This window comes from Streptomyces sp. NPDC046303 (genome assembly GCF_055588085.1).
Genome location: NZ_JBVJFA010000036.1, coordinates 39,412 through 62,189, shown reverse-complemented (window position 1 = coordinate 62,189; position 22,778 = coordinate 39,412). Strand labels below are relative to the sequence as shown.

20 protein-coding genes are annotated in these 22,778 nt (G+C 71.4%); 16 read left to right on the top strand and 4 right to left on the bottom strand.

Annotated elements, in window-relative coordinates; translation table 11 throughout:
• Positions 1-10: 10 nt before the first annotated feature.
• The 3 genes from ACZ6I1_RS29270 (at position 11) to ACZ6I1_RS29260 (ending at position 2,502) form a co-directional block, all read left to right on the top strand.
• Positions 11-670, top strand: a complete 660-nt coding sequence (locus ACZ6I1_RS29270; RefSeq protein ID WP_469291898.1) for a class I SAM-dependent methyltransferase — start codon at positions 11-13, stop codon at positions 668-670.
• Positions 671-784: 114 nt separating this feature from the next.
• A complete protein-coding gene (locus ACZ6I1_RS29265) occupies positions 785-1,729 on the top strand; it encodes an ABC transporter ATP-binding protein (RefSeq protein WP_469291897.1) in 945 nt (314 codons plus the stop codon).
• Between the two features lie 2 nt (positions 1,730-1,731).
• Complete coding sequence (locus ACZ6I1_RS29260; RefSeq protein WP_469291896.1) at positions 1,732-2,502, top strand: ABC-2 transporter permease; 771 nt, start codon at positions 1,732-1,734, stop codon at positions 2,500-2,502.
• Between the two features lie 56 nt (positions 2,503-2,558).
• Here the strand turns inward: ACZ6I1_RS29260 and ACZ6I1_RS29255 are convergent, their stop codons facing one another.
• A complete protein-coding gene (locus tag ACZ6I1_RS29255) occupies positions 2,559-3,755 on the bottom strand; it encodes a serine hydrolase domain-containing protein (protein ID WP_469291895.1) in 1,197 nt (398 codons plus the stop codon).
• A 453-nt stretch (positions 3,756-4,208) separates the two neighbouring features.
• On the opposite strand from ACZ6I1_RS29255, the gene ACZ6I1_RS29250 reads away from it, so the two are divergent.
• From ACZ6I1_RS29250 to ACZ6I1_RS29225, 6 genes are all read left to right on the top strand, one after another.
• Entirely contained in the window at positions 4,209-5,492 is a 1,284-nt protein-coding gene (locus ACZ6I1_RS29250) for a phenylacetate--CoA ligase family protein (RefSeq protein ID WP_469291894.1), read from the top strand.
• Positions 5,489-6,859, top strand: coding sequence for an MFS transporter (locus tag ACZ6I1_RS29245; RefSeq protein WP_469291893.1), 1,371 nt, complete (start codon positions 5,489-5,491; stop codon positions 6,857-6,859). The genes ACZ6I1_RS29250 and ACZ6I1_RS29245 overlap by 4 nt, the downstream gene beginning before the upstream one ends.
• The gene (locus ACZ6I1_RS29240) at positions 6,856-8,001 is read left to right on the top strand and encodes a GNAT family N-acetyltransferase (protein WP_469291892.1); all 1,146 of its coding nucleotides are present in this window, start codon (positions 6,856-6,858) and stop codon (positions 7,999-8,001) included. The genes ACZ6I1_RS29245 and ACZ6I1_RS29240 overlap by 4 nt, the downstream gene beginning before the upstream one ends.
• Positions 7,998-9,146 carry a LuxE/PaaK family acyltransferase gene (locus tag ACZ6I1_RS29235; RefSeq protein ID WP_469291891.1) on the top strand — a complete coding sequence of 383 codons (1,149 nt, stop codon included), beginning with the start codon at positions 7,998-8,000 and terminating at the stop codon, positions 9,144-9,146. The genes ACZ6I1_RS29240 and ACZ6I1_RS29235 overlap by 4 nt, the downstream gene beginning before the upstream one ends.
• On the top strand, positions 9,143-11,704 hold the full coding sequence (locus ACZ6I1_RS29230) for an acyl-CoA reductase (RefSeq protein ID WP_469291890.1): 2,562 nt from the start codon (positions 9,143-9,145) through the stop codon (positions 11,702-11,704). Before ACZ6I1_RS29235 ends, ACZ6I1_RS29230 begins: the two co-directional genes overlap by 4 nt.
• Before the next feature lie 404 nt (positions 11,705-12,108).
• On the top strand, positions 12,109-12,825 hold the full coding sequence (locus tag ACZ6I1_RS29225) for a TSUP family transporter (RefSeq protein ID WP_469291889.1): 717 nt from the start codon (positions 12,109-12,111) through the stop codon (positions 12,823-12,825).
• 51 nt (positions 12,826-12,876) lie between these two features.
• On the opposite strand, the gene ACZ6I1_RS29220 is transcribed toward ACZ6I1_RS29225, so the two are convergent.
• Positions 12,877-13,092 (bottom strand): hypothetical protein, encoded by a 216-nt coding sequence (locus tag ACZ6I1_RS29220; protein WP_469291908.1) that lies wholly within the window; start codon positions 13,090-13,092, stop codon positions 12,877-12,879.
• Between the two features lie 635 nt (positions 13,093-13,727).
• Between ACZ6I1_RS29220 and ACZ6I1_RS29215 the strand changes: the two genes are divergently transcribed.
• From ACZ6I1_RS29215 to ACZ6I1_RS29195, 5 genes are all read left to right on the top strand, one after another.
• A complete protein-coding gene (locus ACZ6I1_RS29215) occupies positions 13,728-14,594 on the top strand; it encodes a papain-like cysteine protease family protein (protein ID WP_469291888.1) in 867 nt (288 codons plus the stop codon).
• 14 nt (positions 14,595-14,608) lie between these two features.
• Positions 14,609-15,565 carry a hypothetical protein gene (locus tag ACZ6I1_RS29210; RefSeq protein WP_469291887.1) on the top strand — a complete coding sequence of 319 codons (957 nt, stop codon included), beginning with the start codon at positions 14,609-14,611 and terminating at the stop codon, positions 15,563-15,565.
• A gap of 81 nt (positions 15,566-15,646) precedes the next feature.
• Positions 15,647-16,378 (top strand): TetR/AcrR family transcriptional regulator, encoded by a 732-nt coding sequence (locus ACZ6I1_RS29205; RefSeq protein ID WP_469291886.1) that lies wholly within the window; start codon positions 15,647-15,649, stop codon positions 16,376-16,378.
• 177 nt (positions 16,379-16,555) lie between these two features.
• Positions 16,556-16,870, top strand: a complete 315-nt coding sequence (locus ACZ6I1_RS29200; protein WP_469291885.1) for a hypothetical protein — start codon at positions 16,556-16,558, stop codon at positions 16,868-16,870.
• A gap of 10 nt (positions 16,871-16,880) precedes the next feature.
• Entirely contained in the window at positions 16,881-17,954 is a 1,074-nt protein-coding gene (locus tag ACZ6I1_RS29195; RefSeq protein WP_469291884.1) for a M14 family metallopeptidase, read from the top strand.
• A gap of 52 nt (positions 17,955-18,006) precedes the next feature.
• On the opposite strand, the gene ACZ6I1_RS29190 is transcribed toward ACZ6I1_RS29195, so the two are convergent.
• A complete protein-coding gene (locus ACZ6I1_RS29190; protein WP_469291883.1) occupies positions 18,007-19,398 on the bottom strand; it encodes a hypothetical protein in 1,392 nt (463 codons plus the stop codon).
• Positions 19,399-19,404: 6 nt separating this feature from the next.
• A complete protein-coding gene (locus ACZ6I1_RS29185) occupies positions 19,405-20,157 on the bottom strand; it encodes a hypothetical protein (RefSeq protein ID WP_469291882.1) in 753 nt (250 codons plus the stop codon).
• A 399-nt stretch (positions 20,158-20,556) separates the two neighbouring features.
• Between ACZ6I1_RS29185 and ACZ6I1_RS29180 the strand changes: the two genes are divergently transcribed.
• Complete coding sequence (locus ACZ6I1_RS29180; protein ID WP_469291881.1) at positions 20,557-21,477, top strand: helix-turn-helix domain-containing protein; 921 nt, start codon at positions 20,557-20,559, stop codon at positions 21,475-21,477.
• A gap of 156 nt (positions 21,478-21,633) precedes the next feature.
• Entirely contained in the window at positions 21,634-22,671 is a 1,038-nt protein-coding gene (locus ACZ6I1_RS29175; protein ID WP_469291880.1) for a PP2C family protein-serine/threonine phosphatase, read from the top strand.
• Positions 22,672-22,778 lie beyond the last annotated feature (107 nt).

Below are 22,778 nucleotides of genomic sequence, written 5' to 3'. Positions count from 1 at the left end.
CTTCTTGCCCGTGGTGGAGCACCAGGACGAGACCAGGGCGGCGTACGACGGGATCGTCGAGCTGTACGCGTCGATGTTCGCCGACCGGCTGGAGGCGCGGCCTTTCGCGCGGGCCATGGTCGGCACCTTCGCCGAGCTGGTGCGCGGGACGGGGAACCCGCGGGCAGCCGACGTCGGGTGCGGGCCCGGACATCTGACGGCCATGCTGCACGAGCTGGGGCTGGACGCCTTCGGGCTCGACCTCTCCCCGGCCATGGTCGACCACGCCCGGCGGGCCCATCCGGCGCTGCGGTTCCACGAGGCGCGGATGGAGGCCCTGCCGGTCGAGGACTGCACGCTCGGCGGCGTGCTGGCCCACTACTCGATGATCCACACCCCGCCCGGGGAACTGCCCGCGGTGCTCGCCGAGCAGGTGCGCGTCCTGGCACCAGGGGGCCTGCTCCTGGTCTCGTTCTTCGCGACCGACGGACCGGAGCCGGTCCGCTTCGACCACAAGGTGACGCCGGCCTACAGCTGGCCGGTGGACCGGTTCGCCGAGCTGCTGGCCGGGGCCGGGCTCACCACGATCGCCCGGCTGGTCCACGACCCGGCCTCCGAACGGGGCTTCCTCGACGCCCACGTGATGGCCCGCCTCCCGTCGCCCTCACCACCCTCATGCGCCCCCTACTGAGGAAAACCCCGTGGAGGAACCCCCTCATTCAGCCCCTGTCATCCCCGAGGCATCTCCGGATGAACGGGCGCATCCATCCCATTCGCGACATGCGTGCGACCTATAGTGCGCCGTGTGATCCAGTTACGTGGGCTTACCAAGCGGTACGGGGACAAAACCGCAGTCGACCACCTGACGTTCACCGTGCGCCCCGGCGCGGTGACCGGCTTCCTCGGCCCGAACGGTGCGGGCAAGACGACGACCATGCGCATGATGCTCGACCTGGACCGGCCGACCGGTGGCAGCGTCAGCATCGGCGGAAAGCGCTACAGCGAACTGCGCGAGCCGATGAAGCAGATCGGCGCGCTGCTGGACGCGAAGGCCCTGCACCCCGCCCGCACCGCCCACCACCACCTGCTGTGGCTGGCACGGTCCAACAGGATCCCGGACCGCAGGGTCGGCGAAATCCTGGAGACCGTCGGACTCACCGACGTGGCCCACCAGCGGGCGGGTGACTTCTCGCTCGGCATGGGCCAGCGGCTCGGCATCGCCGCCGCGCTGCTCGGCGAGCCCGAGACCCTCGTACTCGACGAGCCCGTCAACGGACTCGACCCCGAGGGCATTCTCTGGATCCGCAACCTGATGAAGCAACTGGCGGCCCAGGGCCGTACGGTCTTCGTCTCCAGCCACCTCATGAGCGAGATGGCGCTGACGGCCGACCACCTGATCGTCATCGGCCGCGGCCGGCTGCTGGCCGACACCTCCACGGCGGACTTCATCGAGCAGAACTCCCGATCCGTCGTACGGATGCGCACCACCCAGCCGGAGCGGCTGCTCGACGTCCTCGCCCGCGAGGGGATCGCGCCGGTCCGCACCGGGGACGGGGCCTTCGAGATCCAGGACGGCAACGCCGAGGCACTCGGCGAACTCGCCGCCGCCCACCGGATCGCGCTGCTCGAGATCGGCTCGCAGCGCGCCTCGCTGGAGGAGGCGTTCATGCGGCTCACCGCGGGTTCGCTCGAGTACCAGGCCGGCGGCACCGTCGACGCCGGCCTCGCCCGCGCCGGGAAGGAGTCATGACCATGGCCGCCACGACCGCAGTCCTCTGGGCGGAGTGGACGAAGATCCGGACCATCAGCTCATCGAGGTGGACGCTGACGGCCGCGTTCTTCTCGACCATCGGCCTCGGCGCGATGCTGAGCGTCATCCTGGGCGGGGAGTTCGAGACCCTCGGCGCCGCGGAGCAGGCCGCCTTCGACCCGGTGATGACCAGCTTCATCGGCATGGGTCTCGGTCAGCTCGCGATGATCACCTTCGGTGTCCTGGTGGTCACGAGCGAGTACGGCACGGGCATGATCCGCACCACGCTCGCCGCCGTCCCGCAGCGCGGCCTGCTGTACTGCGCCAAGGCCGCGGCCGCCGCCGTACCGGGCCTGGCCGTGGGCATGGCCACCAGCGTCGCGACGTTCTTCGTCGGCCAGGCGCTCCTCGGTGACCACGGCGCCTCCCTCGGCGACCCCGGCGTACTGCGGGCGGTCACCGGCGCCGGGGTGTACCTGGCGCTCATGCTGCTGTTCGCCATCGGGGTCGCCACGATGCTGCGCAAGGCGGTGCTCTCCCTCAGCGTCCTGATGGCCTACTTCTTCATGATCGCGCCGATCTTCAACTTCGTGCCCGCGACCAGGAAGGTCGGCTACTTCTTCCCCGACCAGGCGGGCACGAGCGTCATGCAGGTGGTGCAGCAGGCGGACGGGCCGCCGTACGGCCCGTGGGCGGGGCTCGGCATCATGGCGCTGTGGGCCGCGGCCTCCCTGGCCGGCGGCTACTTCGCGTTCCAGCGCAAGGACGCCTGACGGCCGACGGCCGCCCGTCCGGCACCGGCGCCGGACGGGCGGTGGCGGCCCGCGGGTCAGTGACCCTTGAGCAGGGCGCAGGCGAAATCCTCCTGCACGGTACGCAGGCGGGCCAGCAGGGCGGGCTTGTTGCTCTTGCTGGTCTGGGTGTTGATGGAGAAGGTCAGCGAGCGCGTGCCGTCGGGAGTGCCGGCGGCGAGCTGGGTGTAGCCGGGGAAGTTTCCGGTGTGGCCGTGGAGCACACCGCAGCGGGTGGTGTACTGGAAGATCGCCAGCCCGGCGGCGTTGGTGCCGGGGCCGGCCGGCTCGGAGGAGTCGCCGGGGCGGAAGGCGAGCTGCTCCTTGCGGGTCTTCTCCGACAGCAGGGCGGGGCCGCCGTAGGCGCGGATGAAGGCGCCCAGCTCCGTGGGGGTGGAGACGATGCCGCCGGAGGCCCAGACACCGGAGGCGCCGAGGGCCTCGCTGATGTCCTGCGGTTCGGCGGGCGGGAGGACCTCGTAGCCGTGCAGGTAGGGCCGGGGGAGCCGGTGGTCCAGGGGCAGGCTGGTGCGGCGCAGACCCAGCGGGCGGTAGACGAGGTCCTGCAGGAGGTCCTCGTAGCGGCGGCCGGTGACGGCCTCGGCCATGAGCGCGACGGCGATGTTGTCCGAGTTGGAGTACTCGTACAGGGAGCCGGGCCGGAACAGCAGCGGCTCCCCGGCGATGAAGTCGAGCAGCCTGCGCGGGTCGAAGACGTGGAGCGGGTCGGCGCGGAGGATCTCGAGGAACCCGGGGTCGGCCGAGTAGTCGGGCAGGCCGCTGGTGTGCTGCAGAAGCTGGCGCAGGGTCACCGCGTGCCAGGCCTCCGGCTGTTCGGGCAGGTGCTCGCCGATGGTGTCGTCGAGGGAGAGCCGGCCCTGGTCGACGAGTCGGAGGGCGACGGCCCCGCTGAACGCCTTCGCGATGCTGGCGATGCGCATGTGGTCGTCGGGGTGCGGCGGCCGGCCGGTCTCGATGTCGCCGACACCCGCCGTGTACACCTGCGTGCGGCCCGCCCGGGTGAGGAGCGCGATCGCTCCGGGCGGGCCGTCGTCCTGCGCGACGAGCCGGTCGAGCTGCTGCTGGAGGCGCATGTCGTGGCCCGGCCCGCCCTCAGCCGGACCGGGGTCGACGGCTGCCTGTGCGGGCTGCAGCAGCCCTCCGAGCGCGGCGGCGGCGAGGGCGGCGCCGGACAGTGCGGTGCGGACGCGGCGTCCGCGGGCGAGGGTCGGCACGTGCGTGTCTCCTGGTGTGCGGCGGGGCGGCGGGGCGGCGGGGCCGTGGGTGCGGTGGGGCGTGCGGTGGGCGGTGGGCCTGGGGGACCCGAGCGGTACATCCGCCTGACTAGCAGCCCGCACCCCCCGACCGGGCCCGCGGCGCGCACCGGCACCCCCGGTTGGCGGCGCTACGGTGACGGCGTTCAGCCGGTCGGCCCGCCGTGCAGTGCGCCCGGAAGCAGCCAGAACCACAAACACCACCGGATATGGCCGCGCTGGCCGGAAATATTTGCCCGATTTGGTGACAAGCGTGTTGATGTTTCATCATCATGACTGCACGTCAGCTCTTGGCGTGTGTCGAGGAGGCGGGGGCGCCGGGGCGTACACACCGGCCGAGCCCGCAGGCGAGCTCTCGCTCTCGCCGCGCCGTGCCGCGCCTCCCGTCCCGTTCCCGTCACTAGGCAAAGGCCCATGTCCGCCCAGCAACTCTCGGACCTCATACGTTTCGCCCGTCACAACTCGACCTACTATCGCGACCTTTACGCGTCCCTCCCGCCGCACGCCGACCGCCTCACCGACCTGCCCGTCGTCGACCAGCGGGAGTTCTGGGAGGCCAACACCCTGCACGACAGCCGCGTGTTGACCGGCCCGCTCAGCGAGGCGACGGTCTACAAGACCGGCGGCACCACCGGGGCCCCCAAGTTCTCCGTCTATACGCGCGACGAGTGGCGCACGTTCGTCACCGCCTTCGGCCAGGGGCTGGTGGACACGGGTCTGCGCCCCGGACACCGCGTCGCCGACCTCTTCTACGCCGGGGAGCTGTACGCCAGCTTCCTCTTCGTCCTCGACTCGCTCGCCCACGCGCCCGTGGACAACGTCCGCCTGCCCATCGGAGGCGGCGCGCCGCCGGAGTCGACGATCCCCACACTGCGGGAACTCGGCGCCCAGGTACTGACCGGCACGCCCACCACCCTGTGCCGGCTCGCCGAGCAGGTCGTGTCATCCGGTGTCCGGCTCGGTACGGTGGAGTTGCTCCTCTTCGGCGGCGAGGCCCTCTTCGACGACCAGCGACGCCTGCTGGCTGCCGCGTTCCCCGGCGCCGAGGCCCGGTCCGTCGGATACGCCAGCGTCGACGCCGGTCTGCTCGGCCGGCCCGTACCCGGCTCCGATGCCCGGGTGCACCGGGCCTTCGCCCCGTACGCGGTCGTCGAGATCCTCGACGACTCCACCGATGAGCCCATCACCGAACCGGGGCGTCCCGGCCGGGTCGTCGTCACCAGCCTCTTCCGCCGCCTCATGCCGATCATCCGCTACCCCGCCGGCGACCGGGCCGAGTGGACCGGCACCGGGCCCGGTCACTTCCGGATCCTCGGCCGCGCCGAAGAGGGCGTACGGGTGGGCCCCGTCTCCCTCTACACCCAGGACGCCCAGGCCGCCGTGGCCAGGGCGGACACCACGGGGCGGGTGGTCGGTGTGCAGCTCGTCGTCCGCCGCTGGGACGGCCGCGACGGGCTCGTCCTGCGGCTGGCCACGGCCCCCGCGGACGACGCCTCCGACGAGGTCACACGTGGCCGGGAGGCGCTGGCCAAGGCCGTCGTCACCGAGCTGGAGACGGTACGGCCGCTCTATCCGGACAGCGTGCGGGCCGGGTTCGTGCACCCGCTGTCCGTGGAGTGGGCGCGCCACCGCGACCTCGCCGTCAACCCGCGCTCGGGCAAGCTCGTCCGGGTCCTCGACGAGAGGCCGACGGCATGACCGCCTCACCTGCGGCCGCGAGCGAGCCCGAGACCCGAGCCGGGACCCGAGCCGGGACCCGAGCCGGGGCCGACGGCCGGCGGCGTCCGCTGATCCTGCGCAACCGTGCCTTCGGCGCCGTGTGGCTCGGCCAGATCCTCACGCAGGCCGCCGTACGCATGTTCCAGGTCGGTGTGTCCTGGTGGATCGTCGCCTACGCCGTGCGCGACGCCCGCGGTCTGGCCTCCGGGCTGTTCATGGCGGCCTGCACGCTGCCCGCCGTGGCGCTGGCGCCCGTCGTGGCCGGGGCCGTCGCCCGGTTCGCGCACCGTTCGGTGCTGCGGACCGCCGCGGCCGTGGCCGGAGCCGCCTCGGCTTCCCTCGCGGTGTGGGCGTACGGCAGCGGCCTCCCGCTCGCCACCCTGTACGCCGCCGGCCTCGCGCTGGCCACCTGCCAGGCGTTCTTCGACCCCTGCCTGACCACCTCGGTGCCCGAACTCGTCGACGACGCCGACATCGAGACCGCCACCGGATTCGAGCTGTCCACCCAGTCCCTGGCCGGCCTCGGCGGAGCGCTGCTCGGCGCCCTGACCGTCGACCGGGTCGGCGTGGCCGGGCTGGCGGCCGGCTGCGCGGCCGCCTACGCGGGCGCCGCCCTCCTCGTCGCGAGCGCGCGTTTCCGCACCGTCGCGACCGACCCGGCCGCAACCGGTCCCGCCGCAGCCGTGCCCCAGCGGCGCACGCTGCGCCGCATCCTCGGTGAACAGCCCTACGTACGACGCATCCTGATCTGTTTCACCGCGGCGAACCTCTTCACCGCGGGGGTGTTCGTCGTCATCCCCCTCTACACCCGCTCGGTCCTGCGGGGCGGTGGCGGCACCGTGGCACTGCTCGAGGCCTCGCTGGGCGCCGGCGCGCTCATCGGAGCCTTCACGGGCGCCCGCGTGCCGGGGCGGCCCACGATCGCGGGTGCCTACTGCCTGGGCCTGATGGCCTTCGCCCTGGTGCTGCCCGGGCTGGTGGCGCAGCGTCCGGTCGTCGCGGGCTGCCTGGCCGTGGCCGGCTGGTGTGCCGGGGCCGTCAGTGTCCGCTTCGTGGCGCTCTTCCAGCGGCTGGTGCCGACGGGGGACAAGCCCGGCTTCTTCGCCGTCATGCAGGCCGTACTGGGCGCCTCCCTGCCGGTGGCGTCCCTGGTGTTCGGCTTCGCCGGCGACTTCCTCTCGCCCCGGACGCTGTGCCTGGCGCAGGGCATCGGCCTGGTCCCCGCCGCATGCGCGCTGGCCCTGCTCGGGTCCGGTCCCTCCGTGCCCGCAGCCGAGCCGGATACGGATACGGATACCGACACCGATGCGGGCCGCGGCGCGGAACCCGTCGGAGGGCAGCGGTGAACCCCGTCATCACCCCGGCCGCCGCCGCGGACATCGCCGAACTGCGCCAGCTCTACTACGCCGTCTACGGACCGCACTACCCCGTGGCCCTCGGCACCGACCCCGCCGAGATGGCCCGGCTCATGGCAGACCCGCACTCCCTGTGGCTCGTCGGCCGCTGCGCCGACACCGGGGCCCTGACCGCGTCCGCCGCCATCCACGGTGAGGCGGGCAGCCGCATCGGCCGCCTGGAGGGCATCGCCGTACACCCCGGGCACCGGTCGGCGGGCCTGGCCGCCTCCCTGACCGAGGCGCTGTGCGCACGGATGCTGGACACGGGGCGGCTGGACTCCGTGTACGCGACCGTGCGCACGGTCAGCGCCGGCCCGCAGCGCGTCGTCGCACGCAACGGCTTCCGTCCGTTGGGCATCCTGCCCAACGCGGTGGATCTGAGCAGCCGCGAAAGCCTCGCGCTCTACGCGCGTCACGCCGCCGGGGTGCTCGACCGCCGGATCCCCGTCACCGAAGTGCCCGCCCCGCTCCTGCCGTTGCTGCGCACCACCGAAACCGCGCTGGGCATCGGCTACCCCGGGGTCCGGGCAGCCGCCGGCCGGCTCCCCGCGCCCGCACCCCAAGGGGCCGTCGAACGGCTGGAGATGATCGAGGCACCCGCCTTCGTGCGCCGCCGCTTCCGCGAGCGGTTCCCCTGCTCCGAGGGCTGGTTCTACCCGCTGCACACACCGAACGTGCTGCTCACCCCCGAGGACGGCCGGTTCGAGGTCTACGCCTACCTCAACCGCGCCGGAGGGTACGGGTCCCTGCTGACCGCCCACCCCGACCCGGCCGCCGCGGCCGGGTACCTCGAACCCGTCACCCGGGCCCTGGCCCGCGCGGGCGCCGGATACGTCGAGGCACTGGTGCCGCTCGCGCACTCCGAGGCCCTCTCGGCGTTCCTCTCCCAGGGGTTCGTCGCCGGGGCCGTCTACCCGGCCATGCGCGCGGACGGCGACGGCTTCCACGACTACGCCGTCCTGTCCCGTTCCAGCGAACGGATCGACTTCCGAGGCGTCGCCGTCGAACCGCCCCTCCAGCCCTATCTGGACTGCTACGTGTCGGCCTGGGCGTCGACGCACCTGCCCACACCATCCGAGGTTGCCCCATGAACCCCCATCTCGCGCCGGTCGCCGTACCCGACCCGGCCCTCCTGCCGCACGTACAACAGCTGTGCGACCTGACCGACCCGTACGCCTTCGGGCCCGCCGAGGACGAACTGTTCGCCGCCGCCATGGCGGAGACCAACGCCTGGCACACCGAGCGCTCCCCGTTCTTCCGCTCCCTCTACGAGGCCACCGAGGCGGCGGAGCCGTACCGGGCACCGCTCGTGCACGCGAACTTCTTCAAACGCCACGAGGTGCTCTCCGTCCCGCGCGAGAAGGTCGAGCTGCACCTGACCTCCTCCGGGACCACCGGTCAGAAGTCGCAGATGTTCTTCGACCACTGGACCATCCGCTCCGCCCAGCGCATGGTCGCCCGGATCTTCGAACGCAACGGCTGGATCACCCCCGACCAGGAGGTCAACTACCTCCTCTACAGCTACGAACCGGCCCCCTCCCTGAACCTCGGGACCGCCTTCACCGACAACTACCTGTGCGACTTCGCCCCGGCACGCAGCGTCGAGTACGCGCTGCGCAACACCGGCGGCGACCACGAGTTCGACCCCTTCGGCTGCGTCGCGGCGCTGCGCCGCTTCGCGCGGGAGGACGCCCCGGTCCGCATCCTCGGCTTCCCCGCCTTCCTCTTCTTCACGCTGGAGCGGATGCGGGCCATGGGACTGCCCCCGCTGCACCTGCCCGAGGGCTCCCTGGTCGTCCTCGGCGGCGGCTGGAAGGGGCACGCCGACCGGCGCATCGGCAAGGAGGAGCTGTACGCCCGCGTCACCGAGCAGCTCGGCATCCCGGGTGAGCGGATCCGGGACACCTTCGGTTCGGTGGAGCACTGCATCCCGTACATCGAATGCGACCACCACCGCCTCCACGCCCCCGTCTGGTCCCGGGTGACGATCCGCTCCACCCGCACGCTCGAACCCGTGCCGTACGGCGAGCGGGGCTACCTGCACCTCGTATCGCCGTACATCACCTCCGTACCGGCACAGAGCGTGCTCATGGGCGACCTCGCCTCCCTCCAGCCGGGCGACGCCTGCGGGTGCGAGCTCCAGACCCCCTGGTTCACCGTCCACGGCCGTGCCGGGGTGAGCCGCAACCGCAGCTGCGCGGTGGCCGCAGCGGAACTGATGAAGGGAAGGGCGTGACCGTGACGGAGACCAAGGCCCCGTACGAGGACCACGGCGACGGCGCGGGCGTCGTCCACCACTACTGGCAGGGCGCCTTCATCGGCGACGAGGAGGCCGGGCGCCGCCTCGCCGGCCTGCCGGGCGCCGTCGAGACCGCTCTGGCCACGGTGCTGGAGACCGAGACCGTCCTGGCCGCCTGCGACGCCCTCGCCACCGCCCTGCGCGACCCGGCCCACCCCGTGCACGCCCGGCTCGCCGCGCACCTGCCCGAAGGCGGGGACCCGGCCCTCCTGGCCGAACTCGGCGGCCTCCTCCGCCGACGCGAGCTGACCCGCAAGCTGCGCCGGGAACTCGGCAGCGCCCACCCCGGCCGGCTGAACCGGGCCGATCCGCGGGAGACGGTCTACGAGGCCTGGTCGCCCGTCGGCCTGGTCGCCCACATCGCACCGGGCAACGCCGTGACGGTCGCTCCGCTGTCCATCGTCGAGGGCCTGCTCGCCGGAAACGTCAACATCCTCAAGACCAGCAGCGCCGACACCCTCCTGACCCAGCACCTGATGGCCGAACTCGCGGCCCTGGACCCCAGCGGTGCGCTGGCGGCCCGGGTGATCGTCCTGCGCTTCCCGTCCTCCCGGCAGGAGTGGCTGCGCCTGATGTGCGCACCGGCGGACGCCGTCGCCGTATGGGGCGGGGAAAGCGCCGTCGAAGGAGTGGCGGCCCATGTGCCGGCCGGCTGCCGGCTGGTGGAGTGGGGACACCGGATCTCCTTCGCGTACCTCACGCGCGACGCCTGGTCGGACGCCGACACGCTCGACGCCCTCGCCGACGATGTGTGCCTGCACGAGCAACAGGCCTGCTCCAGCCCCCAGGTCGTCTACCTCGACACCGAGGACGCGGGCGAGGTGTTCGCCTTCGCCGAGCGTTTCGCCGCCGTGCTCGCGACCCGGCTGCCGGCCGCGCCGGCGCCTTCGGCGGGCGAACCGGACCCCGCCGAGGAGGCGGAGCTGACCACCACCGAGCTGGTCGCCCGGCTGGAGGAACACCTGGGCCTGACCCGGGTGTTCGCCGCGCCGGACGGTTCGTGGCGGGTCATGGCCGACACCCGCTCCCCGCTCACCGCCTCGCCGCTGCACCGCAGCGTGTGGGTCAAGCCGCTGCCCCGCGAGCGCCTGATCACCACCCTGCGCCCGATGCGCCGCTATCTGCAGACGGCGGGCCTCGCGGGCAGTCGGACCGACATCGCCGAGCTGTCCCGCACCGCCTTGGCCGCGGGCGTCACCCGCGTCACGCCGGTCGGCGCCATGCTCGACAGCTATGCGGGCGAGCCGCACGACGGCGTCTACGCACTCCAGCGCTACAGCCGCCGCGTCGCGGTCCAGGCCGACCCGGGCCGCTTCGCGACGACCGCCTGCCTGGACGATCTGGCCCGGCCCGTCGTCCTGCCCCGGCCCGCGGGCCCGCTGCTGGGCAAGGAGGACGTGCAGGAGCCGGCGCGGGCGCTGGAGCGGGCCGATGCCGAGCTGTACTTCCGCAGCGGCGGCAGCACGGGCGCCCCGGCACTCTCGGTCTTCAGCTACGACGACTACGACACCCAGATGCACGCCGCCGCCCGCGGCCTGCTCGCCGCCGGCTACGACCCGGCCGGGGACCGGACCGCCAACCTCTTCTACTGCGGCGGCATGTACGGAAGCTTCATCAGCTTCTTCTCCGTGCTGGAACGTCTCGGCGGAGTGCAGCTGCCGCTGTCCGCGGGGCCCGACCACCGGGCGACGGTCCGGGCCCTCATCGACCACGGGGCCGACACCCTGTTCGGAATGCCCTCCTACCTGTGGCAGTTGCTGCACGCGGAGGCGGACGCGCTGCGCGCCTACGGTGGCCTGCGCAAGGTCTTCTACGGCGGCGAGCACTTCACCGAGGAGCAGCAGCGCACCCTGAAGGGCACGTTCGGCATCGAGGTCGTCCGCTCGATCACCTACGGCAGCACCGACCTCGGCCCGCTGGGCTACCAGTGCACCGAAAGCTCCGGCGGCGTCCACCACCTGCACGCCGATCTGCACACGATGGAGATCCTGGACCTGACCGAGGACCGGCCGGTGGCCCCGGGCGAGACGGGCCGTCTGGTCTTCACCACGCACGCCCGGCGCGGTCAGCACCTGGGCCGGTACGTGATAGGCGACCTCGGGCGGGAAGTCCCGGGCCGCTGCCCCTGCGGCCGGCACGCGCCCCGCTTCGAGCTGAGGGGGCGAACGGGTGACGTGATGCGCGTGGCGACGTACTTCCTCCATCACCGCCGCTTCCTGGCCCTGGCCGAGGAACGGGGCGGCCACCGCGGCGAACTGCAGATCCGGCTCGACGGTGCGGACGCGCGCGAGCGGCTGACCGTACGGGTGGAGCGTGCCGCGGCGACGGACCCGGAGCGGCTGCGGGACGCCTTCCTCGCCGGCTATCCGGAACTCCGCGCGGCGGTGACGGAGCGGCTGCTGGACCTGGAGGTCGAGGCGGTCGACGGCGCGTCCCTGGACCGCAGCCCTACCAGCGGCAAGCTCCTCGCCGTGGTGGACGCACGCCGCCGCTAGGCCGTCTCTTCCGGATGGCGCCGACGACGAGGCCGCGTTCCCGCACCCACCCCCGGGTGCGGGAACGCGGCCTCGGCCCATAGGCGACTGCGAGGCGTCCGGTGGCGGACTTCTGGAGCGCGCCGCACATTGGGAGAGGGGCGCCACCGGGACGCCGGAACCTCGAGGCTCGATCATGGGCACATTCCACCGCCTGCGCAGCGCGCCGACCTCATGCCCGACGTGCTCCGCCCGCGCTCACGTTCCTCCCCGATCTGCGGGGGAGGGCCCGAGGCCGCGTGGCGACGGCCGTGCAGACACCCGTGCCGGGGTCGGCGCCCGTACCCCGATTCCTGTCAGGCTTGCCGCCGAGAGCGGGCCGGATGCCGGCCAGGGGCCGGCGTCGGCCGGGCTGAGGAGTGCTGATGGAGCCCTATCTGGTCCCCGTCGTGCTGATGGCCGTTTTCGCTGCCTTCGCGGTGTCCGCGGCGGCAGGGTTCGGTGGCAGTCTGATCCTGGTACCCACACTGGCCCTGGTGCTCGGCACCAAGCCCGGGGTGGCGCTGGCAGCCCTTCTCCTCGCGGCCAACAACGTGGTCAAGGTGATCGCGTACCGCAGAACGCTGCCGTACCGGCAGGCGGCTCCCGTGATCCTCCTTGTCGCCGTCGGCGCTGCCCTGGGCGCGAGGTTGTTGGTCTCCGCGCCGGAGCAGGCCGTGACGCTGGCCGTGATCCTCAGTTTCGCGGTGGCCTTCTTGGTGGAGTCCTTCCAGTTCACGCGTATCCGGCGGCTGAGCTCACCGCTGCTGGCGTTCGCCTCGGGCGCGACCTCCGGGTTCAGCGGCACTTCCGGCCCCCTGAAGGGGCTCGCCGTCCGCGGGCTGGCCCTGGACCGCCTGCACCTCGTCGGCGCGCTGTCGCTGACGTCGCTCGTCGGCGACGTGACCAAGACGGCGATCTGGACGGACGCGTCGCTGCTCGTGGGCAAGGACTACCTGATCGCGCTCGCGTGCCTGCCCCTGATGTTGTTCGCGACGTTCCTCGGGCGGCGTTTCAACACCAAGATCGGCGAGCGGGGCTACTCGGGGCTGTTCTGGGCCGTGATGGCGGGCTATACGGGACGTCTGCTGGCGGGTTTGTGAAGGACACGGCCGCCCTGCGCGGCCTGCCCGGGGCGAGCGGCGGCGAGCGGCCTACTCCGTGAGGCGTTCCACCACCCGACGCGCGGCCTCGTGCTCCGCTGCGGACGGTGACAGTTCGTCCAGGGTGTCGAGGTCCGTGTCCTGTTCGAGTTCCTTCTCCCATGCCGCGGCGAGCCGCTCCTGCTCCGCGCGCTCCCGGCTGCCCAGAGCCTCCCGGTGGGCTGGATCGAGAGCCGCCAGAAAGCGTTCAACCACGTCCGAGGACATCCGGTACTCCTTGTCGGCGGGAAGGGCGGACATGCGACAGCGCCGTGTCCAGCATGCGAAGCGCCGCCCGGCGCGGGGGTCAGGCGCGGCCGGGGACTGACCCGAATGGGCGCCACGACGACCGGCACCCCGACCGGTAGGGGAGGCCCCGGGGCACGTCCTTTCTCCCTCAAAGCCTGAGGTGGATTATTTCCTCCGCTAAATGATGGAGAGTCACGCGGCGCACACTCTGCGCGATTCAGGTATGTGACGTCGTGTCCAATAAAGAGCTGCGAAGTTTCAATTTTACGCAAAGTCCCACGCTGTCGGATGGCCGCAAAAATGGCCTGGACCAAGCGGAATTGGGCCTCAACTGGCACTGGTAAGAAGTTAATTGACGGTTGGTCACATCACTCATGGATGGTGATTGAATTCGCGACATCTTCGCGCGTAGAGCAACGGCGTTCAGTCCCCGCGATCTCTCTGGCAGGATTCCCGGCACCCAATCCGGTCAGGGAAAGAGGCGCGGTTGTGCGAGGTCGCGAAAGGTCTGGATCTCGGATTCACCGGCTGCGCAGCACTCGATTCTGACCGTTCGTCACTGATGGCGGTGCCGCCGGGCGAGCCGGTTCCCGCCTGTCAGATCAAGGAGCAAGATGCACAGACGTCGCGCGTCCCGCCGCAGGAAAGCGCTGATAGCCGCGATCACCGCCGCACTCTCCGGCGGTCTGCTGTTCGGCTTCAACGCCCTCGCCCAGGCCGATGTGGTCAGCGGCACGGTCATCGGCGGCCAGGGCAACTACAGGACCGTCAACCACCGGGCCAAGCCGTCCCTCACGGCCCAGGTGGTGGGGTCCTCGAAGGTGGGCGCCAAGGTCCGGATGTCCTGCCGGACCACCGGCGACACCGTGGAGAACAACCCGAGGTGGATCTACACCGGCTCGTACTACATCGCCGATGCCTTCATCAGGGAGAACACCACCCCCCTGCCGGTCTGCGGTTCGACCCCGAACCCGAAACCCACCCGGCCGCCCACGCCCACGACCGCGAAGACACTCCCGATCGACATGCAGAAGCAGGTCAGGACCCAGTGGTGCTGGGACGCCTCCGGCGTGACCATCGCCAAACACTGGGGCCGCTCCATCAGCCAGGAGCAGTTCTGCCAACTCGCGGCCCAGGGAACCTGGGTGAACTGCAACAACCAGCCCGCCACGCTGGAGGACATGGCCAACGGCCTGGCCAGGCTGGGACTGAGGAACAGCGGTCGCAGCCTCTACCGCAACGCCTCGTTCGGTGAGTCCGCCGCCGAGATCGACGCGGGCCGGCCGTTCGCCGTCCGGTTCGGCTGGCGCACGGGCGGCGGTCACATGAACGTCATCTACGGCTACGACAGCGCCACCAACATGATCGCGGTCGGTGACCCGTGGCAGACCACCCAGACCTACACATGGTGGAACCACTCCACGTACGCGAACAACAACTCGTTCCAGTGGACCCACTCCCGCATCGGCATCCAGGGCTGAGGAGCAGACCGACCATGCAGACCACGCAGACCATGAGACAGACCGGGCACGCCGCATTCCGGGCCGCCGGCCTCGCCACGGCCGCGCTCGCCGCCACCCTGTGCGGAATCGTTCCCGCACACGCGGCGGAGGGGGACGGCATCGCCGGCTACCAGTCCGCCCAGCAAGCCCTCCGGAGCGACCAACTCCGCGACACCGTCTCCCGGTTCCTCGTCTCCGCCCGACAGCCCCGCACCGCCCCCGCCGCGGACGGCGGCACCGTCGGCGCCCCCGGGAACGCACCCGCCGCGGTTGCCGCACCGCCCGGGTTCGATCTCAACAAGGACCCGGTGCCGATGTTCGAGATCAGCCCCGAGTTCGTCACCGGCAAGGCCCAGGCGAGCCCGCAGACCGCGCTGCGGCTCTCCTACCTGGTCTCCCGGGTGACCGCATCCGACGGCAAACACGCCGCCGTGCTGCTCGCGCCCAAGGGGAACGCCGCCGCGCCGGGAAGCGGCACGCAGCACGTCGGCGCCGAGGGCTGGCAACTGGCCGGGATCCGGGACGGGGACGCCGAAGTCGGCTTCGCCGAGCGCGGCACTCCCCAGGCCCGGACCTTCACCGAGCCGCAGATCCACGCCTGGTACCGGCTCACCGCCGAAGGCGTGGTCGAGCCGCTCAACGAGGAAGCGGCCACCGGCCTCGGCGGACAGCGCGGCATCACCCTCGCGGCGTACCAGAAGCTGGTCACCGCCCGGTACGGCGACAAGATGCCCGGCTCGGAATACGACCGCAAGGGCCTGGCCGGCGGCTACGGAGGCCTCGTGGAGGACCAGCCGGAGCAGCCGGAGCAGGTCACTGCCGCATCCGCCCGACCGGCGGCCGGGGCGTCCTGGCCACCGGTGGCCGCCACCGGCGCCGCGGCCGTAGCAGCGATCGGCGGCGTGATGGTCTACCGCCGCCGCCGGGGAATCGCCACCCCGCCTGCCTAGACCGGCCCGAATCGGACGCAGGGATATTTAGTACAATACTGTATGAAATGTACGGTCTATCCCTGCGTTCGGAGGTGGGACGTGGATGATCCGGACACCCCCGAGAAGCGCGGGCGCCTCAGCCGCCCGCTGGTCCTCGCCGCGGCCGTCGCCCTCGTCGACCGGGAGGGCCTCGCAGCACTGACCATGCGGCGCCTGGCCACCGATCTGGGAGTGGAGCCCATGGCCATCTACCGGTACGCCGCCGGCAAGGAGGGCCTGCTCGACGGCCTGGTAGAGGCCTTCTTCACCGAGGTCAACGACCGGCTGCGCGCCTCGGCCGAAGAGACCGGGAGTCCGGCCGACATGCCCGCGTGGCGGGTGGAGCTGCGCCGGATCGCCCGTGCCTTCGCCGCGGTGGTGCACGCCCACCCGGAGATCCTGCCCGTGGTGGCCACGCGGCCGCTCTCCGTTCCGGTGGCCCGGCGCCCCCCGCCGGTACTCCAACTCACGGAGCACATCCTGGCCGTGCTCGCCCGGGCCGGCTTCGACGACGCCACCGCACTGACGATCTACCGCGCCTTCGCGGCCTGGAACCTCGGCTGCCTCCTCGTCGACAAGCGCCAGGTCATCGACAACCCCGACGAGCCCGACCTCATGCTCCGCCTCGGCCTGCACCGGCTGCCGGCCGCCCAGTACCCGCGGCTGCGTGCGCTTGTCCCCAAACTCGCCGAGTACGACGACGAGCAGGAGCTGATGGCGGGCCTCGACAGCCTCCTGAGCCGGATCCCCGAGGCGCCCCTTGACGCGTTCTACGGCGGAAGCGCACGCTGAAGATACGACGTACACATCGGATATATCGATACCCACTCGCATTCGCCTTCCCCACGCCGCCGCGCCCTGCCTGCGCGGGTACGGCCGGCCGCCACACCCCGATGCCGGCTCGAGCCCCTGCGTCCTGATGTGAGCCATGTGAGCACGTGAGCCCCACGGCGCCCGAGGGAGCCTGTGATGTCCAACGACCACACGATTCTGCGCGTCCGGGTCACTGCCAGGGACCCCGACACCCTGCGCGCACTCCTGCGCGAATCCCACCCCGACGTCGGCGGGCGGGTCCACCAAGCCGAGGACGGCAGTTGCACCATCGACGCCTACGTCACCCCCGAACAGGGCGAGGCCCTCGAACGCGAGGGCGTGACCGTCACGATCGTCGAGGACGCCACCGCCACCGGACGGGCCCGCCAGGCCGAGGTCGCCGAGGGGGACCGGTTCGCTCCAGAGGACGAGGTTCCGCAGGGACTCGCCCTCAAGGTGAAGGACACCTAGGAGGGACGCCATGCCGTACATGAACATCGTCGAGGTCGAATCCGGCCTGACCAGCCTGGCCACGGCGTTTCAGGACACGAGCGACCTCATCGAGCTGCCCGAGCCCTCCGTCGAGGGCCGCACCTGCCACGCCCTGCGGATCGGCACCCACCGCCGAGAGCCCAAGGACGCCGTCGTCCTCACCGGCGGGGTGCACGCCAGGGAATGGGGCAGCTGCGAGATCCTCGTCAACCTCGCCGCCGACCTGCTGCACGCGCACGACGGCGGAACGGGCCTGGCGTACGGCGGTGCGCACTTCACCTCCGCCCAGGTGCGCACGATCCTCGAGGACCTCGACGTCGTGATCTTCCCGCTCGTCAATCCCGACGGCCGGCGCCACAGCCAGACCGTCGACCCGGGCTGGCGGCGCAACCGCAACCCGGCCCAGTCCGGCGGGAACCCCGCCGCGATCGGCGTCGACATCAACCGCAACTTCGACTTCCTCTTCGACTTCGAGACCGCCTTCCACCCGCTCGCACCCGTCCGTGTCTCCAACGACCCGGCCGACCAGAACCAGGTGTACCAGGGCCCACAGCCCTTCTCGGAGCCCGAGACGCGCAACGTCCGCTGGCTGATCGACCACTTCCCGCGCACCCGCTGGTACGTCGACGTCCACAGCTACACACAGACCATGCTCTACGTCTGGGGTGACGACAACAACCAGTCGAACGACGCGACCAGGAACTTCCAGAACCCCGCCTTCGACGGCAAACGCGGAATGAAGAACGACCTGCTCTACGCCGAGTTCCTCGCGAAGGCGGATGGCGACGACTCCGTCGTGCTGGCCGAGCAGTTCTGCAAGGGGCTCCATGCCGTGCGCGGCAAGGTCTACACCCCGAAGCCCGCCTTCGACCTGTACCCGACCTGCGGCACCAGCAACGACTACACGTACGCGCGTCACATCGTCGAGTCGAGCGACGACAGGATCCTGGCCTTCACCGTCGAATGGGGAACGGAATTCCAACCGCCCTGGTCGGAGATGAAGAAGATCGTCCTCGATGTCGACGCCGGACTCGTCCAGTTCTGCCTCACCACGCTCGCCTGAGGCCCCGCGCACGCACGGTTCGCGGCAGGCGTCGCGGCCGTCGCCCGCAGGGTCAGGCGGCGGCCCGGTGGTAGAAGAACGGGTCGATGGACGCGGGTACGCGCGTGACGTTGTCGAGGTCGAGCAACTGGTGGCTGACGAAGTCGGCATGACGCTGGTAGGTCACGCCCTCGGGGAAGTTGGCCGGGTCAGGCGTGTTGTTGCCGGAGAACACACCGTAGAAGTCCCGGCCGACCGAGAGCAGTCGCATGTAGTCGCCCAGGTACGGCAGGCCCCGCCGTGCGGGGACGTTCGCCGGGGCCTGGTGCAGCCTGTGCCGCTCCGGCGGCGTCTGCCAGTCGTCACCCGTCAGCTCCAGCACCGTCACCCACTGCCCTTGCGTGAACTGCTGGAACGCCAGGCCGAGCAGGGAGTCGGTGTTCACCGCGAGCGCCGGATTCTTGACATCGGTGAGGGTGCGCAGGTCGGTGGACCAGGTCTGGCCGTGGTCGGTGGAGTGACGCACGTGCAGCGTGTAGTCCGTGCCCGTCACTCCGCCGACCCGGTCGCACCAGGCGATCCAGACGCTCCCGGCGTCCGTGGGGTCCACCGCGATCGACAGGTCGCCGCCGAGGCGCTCCTGCCCCATCGTCGCGCCGAACTTCACGAACCGCTGGGTGGCGACCCGTTGGCCGGGCGTGGAATCCTGCGCGTCCTTGAGGCCCTCGAACGGGTTCGCGCCGACGGCGCCGTTGTCGTCCCGCGTGACCACCACGTCGAAGAAGACGTTCGAGCCGGACCTGTTCTGCCAGCTCTGGAACACCGCGTACACCGTACCGTCGGGATGCAGGGCCACCCGTACGGGAGGCCCGTCCTGGCCCGTCGTCGCGCGCCGCTCGATCGGATGGCGCTTGAAGCCGGCCGGCGGCGGTGACGTCCGGGCGTTGCCCGACACGTCCACGGTCGCGGTCCGGCCGGTCCCCTGGCCGAAGTCGTTGTGGGCGACGTAGACGCGGTCCCGGTCGACGCCGTTCACGCTCACGCTCCCGGCGACGACCCACGGCTGGTCCTCCTGGTCCCGGGAGAGAAGCAGCTGCATGGGCGCTGTCGAGGAGATCCCGGGGGAGCGCAGGACCTGCATGCGGAGGATGTCCTCCACGGCGGCCTGGGCGTTGAGGATGCCCGCGTACAGGGTGCCCCCCATGGACGCGAAGCTGACCGAGATGTCACCCGTGCCCAGTCCCTGGGTGCCGCCCGGCACGATGCTGCGCAGTACCCACGTGTTCCCGCCGTTGGTGGAGACGTACACGGGAGCGAGCGGACCGCCCATCGGGTCGGGGGTGAACGCGGTCGCGATCATGTCGGTGGGGCGCTCGGGGTTGACCGCGAGGCTGGGTTCGCCGTCCTGGCTCCGGTCGCCGCTGAGCGCGACGGGCGTGATGTTGACGACCTTCAGTGTGGGCATGTCCGCTCACCTCCGTGGGGCTTGCAGCGTGTCGAGCTTCTGCACCGGCTGGTGGTCCTCGGCATGGAGGATCTGGAACGGCGCCCATTCCCGCAGCGCGCCCTCCGTGGCGTGCAGGATCCACATCCCCTCCTGCGACGCCTTGGGCTTCGGCGCCTTGTACCAGCGGAAATCGAGGCTGTTGGGGTACAGCACGTCGACCGGCCCGGGCTGTACCTGCCCCTGCTCGACGGCGGACACCTCGATGCGGGCGCGCCACCAGTCGGGGTAGTGCTCGGACGGCTGGTCGGCGGGCATCTGCTCCAGGGCCACCACCACGCCCACCACGACGGCGTCCGCCCCGGCGGCGTGCGCGACCATGTCCTCGTCCGCGATATCGCGTTGCAGCGCGGAGAAGGGCATGGCGTCGGCGGTCCTGGCCACCAGGGAGATGTTCTCTTGGACGGCGTCGGCAGGCAGCCGCCCCACCTCGGTGACGGCGAGGCCTTCGCCGTAGAGCACCCCGTCGGTGAAGAAGGCGGCGGCGTCGCCGACGGCGGGCGGGTCCAGGTCCCCCGACAGCTGGACGGTGACCTCGCTGCCCGCGAGTTTCTGGAAGGCGTCGGGCGCGTGCAGCACCGTGTCCACCTGGACGACGGCGGTCCGTTCGTCGACCGGTACGTCCGACAGCCGCGCGTGGCCGAGCTGTGTGATCGTGCCGACGAAGCTCAGCGGGGCGCGCCGGACGAGTGCCCGGACGGCCTCGGGATCCTCAGGCATGACGGTCATTTCCTTCCGCCTCGTCCGGCCGCCCGGCGCGAAGCGCGTGCGGCGGCGGGATGGGATCGGCGCCCCTCCCTCGCGCGCCGCGGGCACGCAGGACGGGTGGGGAGAACCGGAGGGGTGGTGGTGCGGGGCGTGGAGGGCCGTCAAGGCAAGCGGACTACCGACGGTCAGGGCGCGCTCACGGACACCTACGATGCACACGTACTCTGTACACACAAGTCTCCGCGCGACCGCGTCACCCGTCAAACACCTCCCTTCCTCCGCCAGGAGTGCCTCTGCGGCTGTGGCGGATAATCGTCGTCGCAGCGTGGAGCGGGGGATGTGGGGGGATCAGTGGGTCCGAGAAGCGGTGGTACGGCGTGCGACGACAGGTTCGAATGGTTCTGTGACGCGGTGTCGAGCCACGTCATGCCGGTGAGCCTCAGCGCCGGCCATCCGTCCGGCTTTCACGCAGACGTCGCCGATCTGGAGCTCGGATCCCTGCGGCTGTCGGCGCTCACGTTCTCTCCCGTGCTGTCGCGCCGTACGCCGGCCCATATCCGCAGGGGCGACCCCGAGCAGTTTCAGCTGGCGCTGGTCACACGAGGCGCCTTTCGGATCGACCAGCGGGGGCACGACTCGATCGTCGCGGGGGACCTGGTCCTGACGGACACGTCGCGTCCGAGCGAAGGGGCGAGCATCGACGAGCGGTGCACGGTGGGCATTCTGCAGGTTCCCCGCTCGATCCTGGCGCTGCGGCACGACAGGGTGGAAGGCATTCTGGGTCAGCGCATCCGCGGCGACAGGGGGACGGGCGCGATCCTCGGCGGCTTTCTGAACACCCTGCTCGCCCAGGGCCCGAGCTGCCGGCCGGCAGAGCTCGTCAGCATGGGGTCCATCGCCCTCGACCTGGCCACCGCGTGCCTGGCACAGCAGCTCGGTACCCCCGAGGCGGCGCCGGCCGAGGCGCGCGCCCAGGAAATGTTTCAGCGGATCACCCGTTTCATCGAGAACAACCTGGGCGACCCGGACCTGACGCCCCGGGCGATCGCGGACCGGCACAACATCTCCCTGCGCTCCCTCTACGCCCTCTTCCGCGACCAGCCCGTCAGCGTGGCGGCATACATCCGCCAGAGCCGACTGGAACGCGCGCACGCCGAACTCGGACGGCCCGAGGTGCGGGGCCATCCCGTGCACTCGATCGCGGCCCGCTGGGGCTTTCCCACCGCCACCGCGTTCAGCCGGATGTTCCGCGACGTGTACGGGATGACGCCTTCCGAATACCGGGCGGCCGTCTCGCGCGGCGAGGCCGCACGCACGCAGTGCCCCGGGTAGCGCGGACCGCAGCGGCACCCGTCGACTGATGCGCGCAGGTGCGGGCAGCCGGCTCCGTTCGCCGGAGTGCTGTGCCCTCATGGCACGGATACCCTGGGAAGTGTGATCGAGTCCGGACGGCCGCGGCTCCGTAGGCGCCCCGGGCCGGGAAGACTTGTGCGGCTGTCGCCGGTCGTCCTGACCGTCGTCATCGCCAGCCTGGCATACACCACTCCGCCGGAAATGGCCTTCAGCCGACTCCTGCCCGCGGCGCCGGCCCTCGCCGCCGCCATGTGGCCGGTGCTCCCCACCGTCCTGCTCGGCACGGTCTGCCTCTTCCTGATGATCGGCCTCAGTCTCGTCTTCCCCGATCTGGGGACGTGGTGGACGGCCGCGGGAATCATCGCGGTCACGGTGGCCGCCGCGTACGGAAGCCATGTCCGGCTCCAGCGGGAGCGCACCCTCTTCCAGGTACGGCTGGTCGCCGACGCGGCGCAGCAGGTGGTGCTGAGCCCTCTGCCACGTCGTATCGGCGGCATCGAGATCGAGTCGCTGTACCTCGCGGCTGCGGCCGAGGCCCGCATCGGCGGGGATTTCTACGAGGTGGTCGAGACGCCGCACGGGGTCCGGCTGCTCATCGGTGACGTGCGGGGCAAGGGCCTGCCGGCCGTGGGGGCGGCCGCGGCGATCGTCAACGCCTTCCGGGAGGCGGCCTACGGGGAGGCCGACCTGGTCGACGTCGCACGCAGACTGGACGCCAGCAGCACCCGCTACAACGCCGCCTTTCCCCCCGAGGGTCCGATGGAGCGCTTCGCCACCGCCCTTCTCGTCCAGATACCGCACGAGGGCAGACGCATCGACATCCTCAACTGCGGACACCCCCCGCCGCTGCTCCTGAACCGCGGGACACTGCGTGTCCTCGAGCCCGCCACCCCCTCGCCACTGCTCAGCCTCGCGGAGCTCATCGGCGACCACTACGAAATCGACACCTTCGACTTCGCCCCCGGCGACCTGCTGCTCCTGTACACCGACGGAATCGCCGAAGCCCGCGCCCGCGACGGCGAGTTCTTCCCGCTGGCCGCCTGGATGCGCCGACAGCCCCCGACACCGCCCCGCGAACTGCTCACGGCCCTGCACCACGACCTCCTGCGCTACAGCCGAGGACGCCTTGACGACGACATCGCCGCCCTCGCCGTACGCCTGCGCGAGACCTGAGGCTTCCGTCCTTGTGCGGGTCTTCGGACCACCCGGTAGCGTTGATGACGTGCGTTCCGCCCATACCGCCGCGGCACACCGCCCGGCGAGGCAGCCGTCGACCGGCA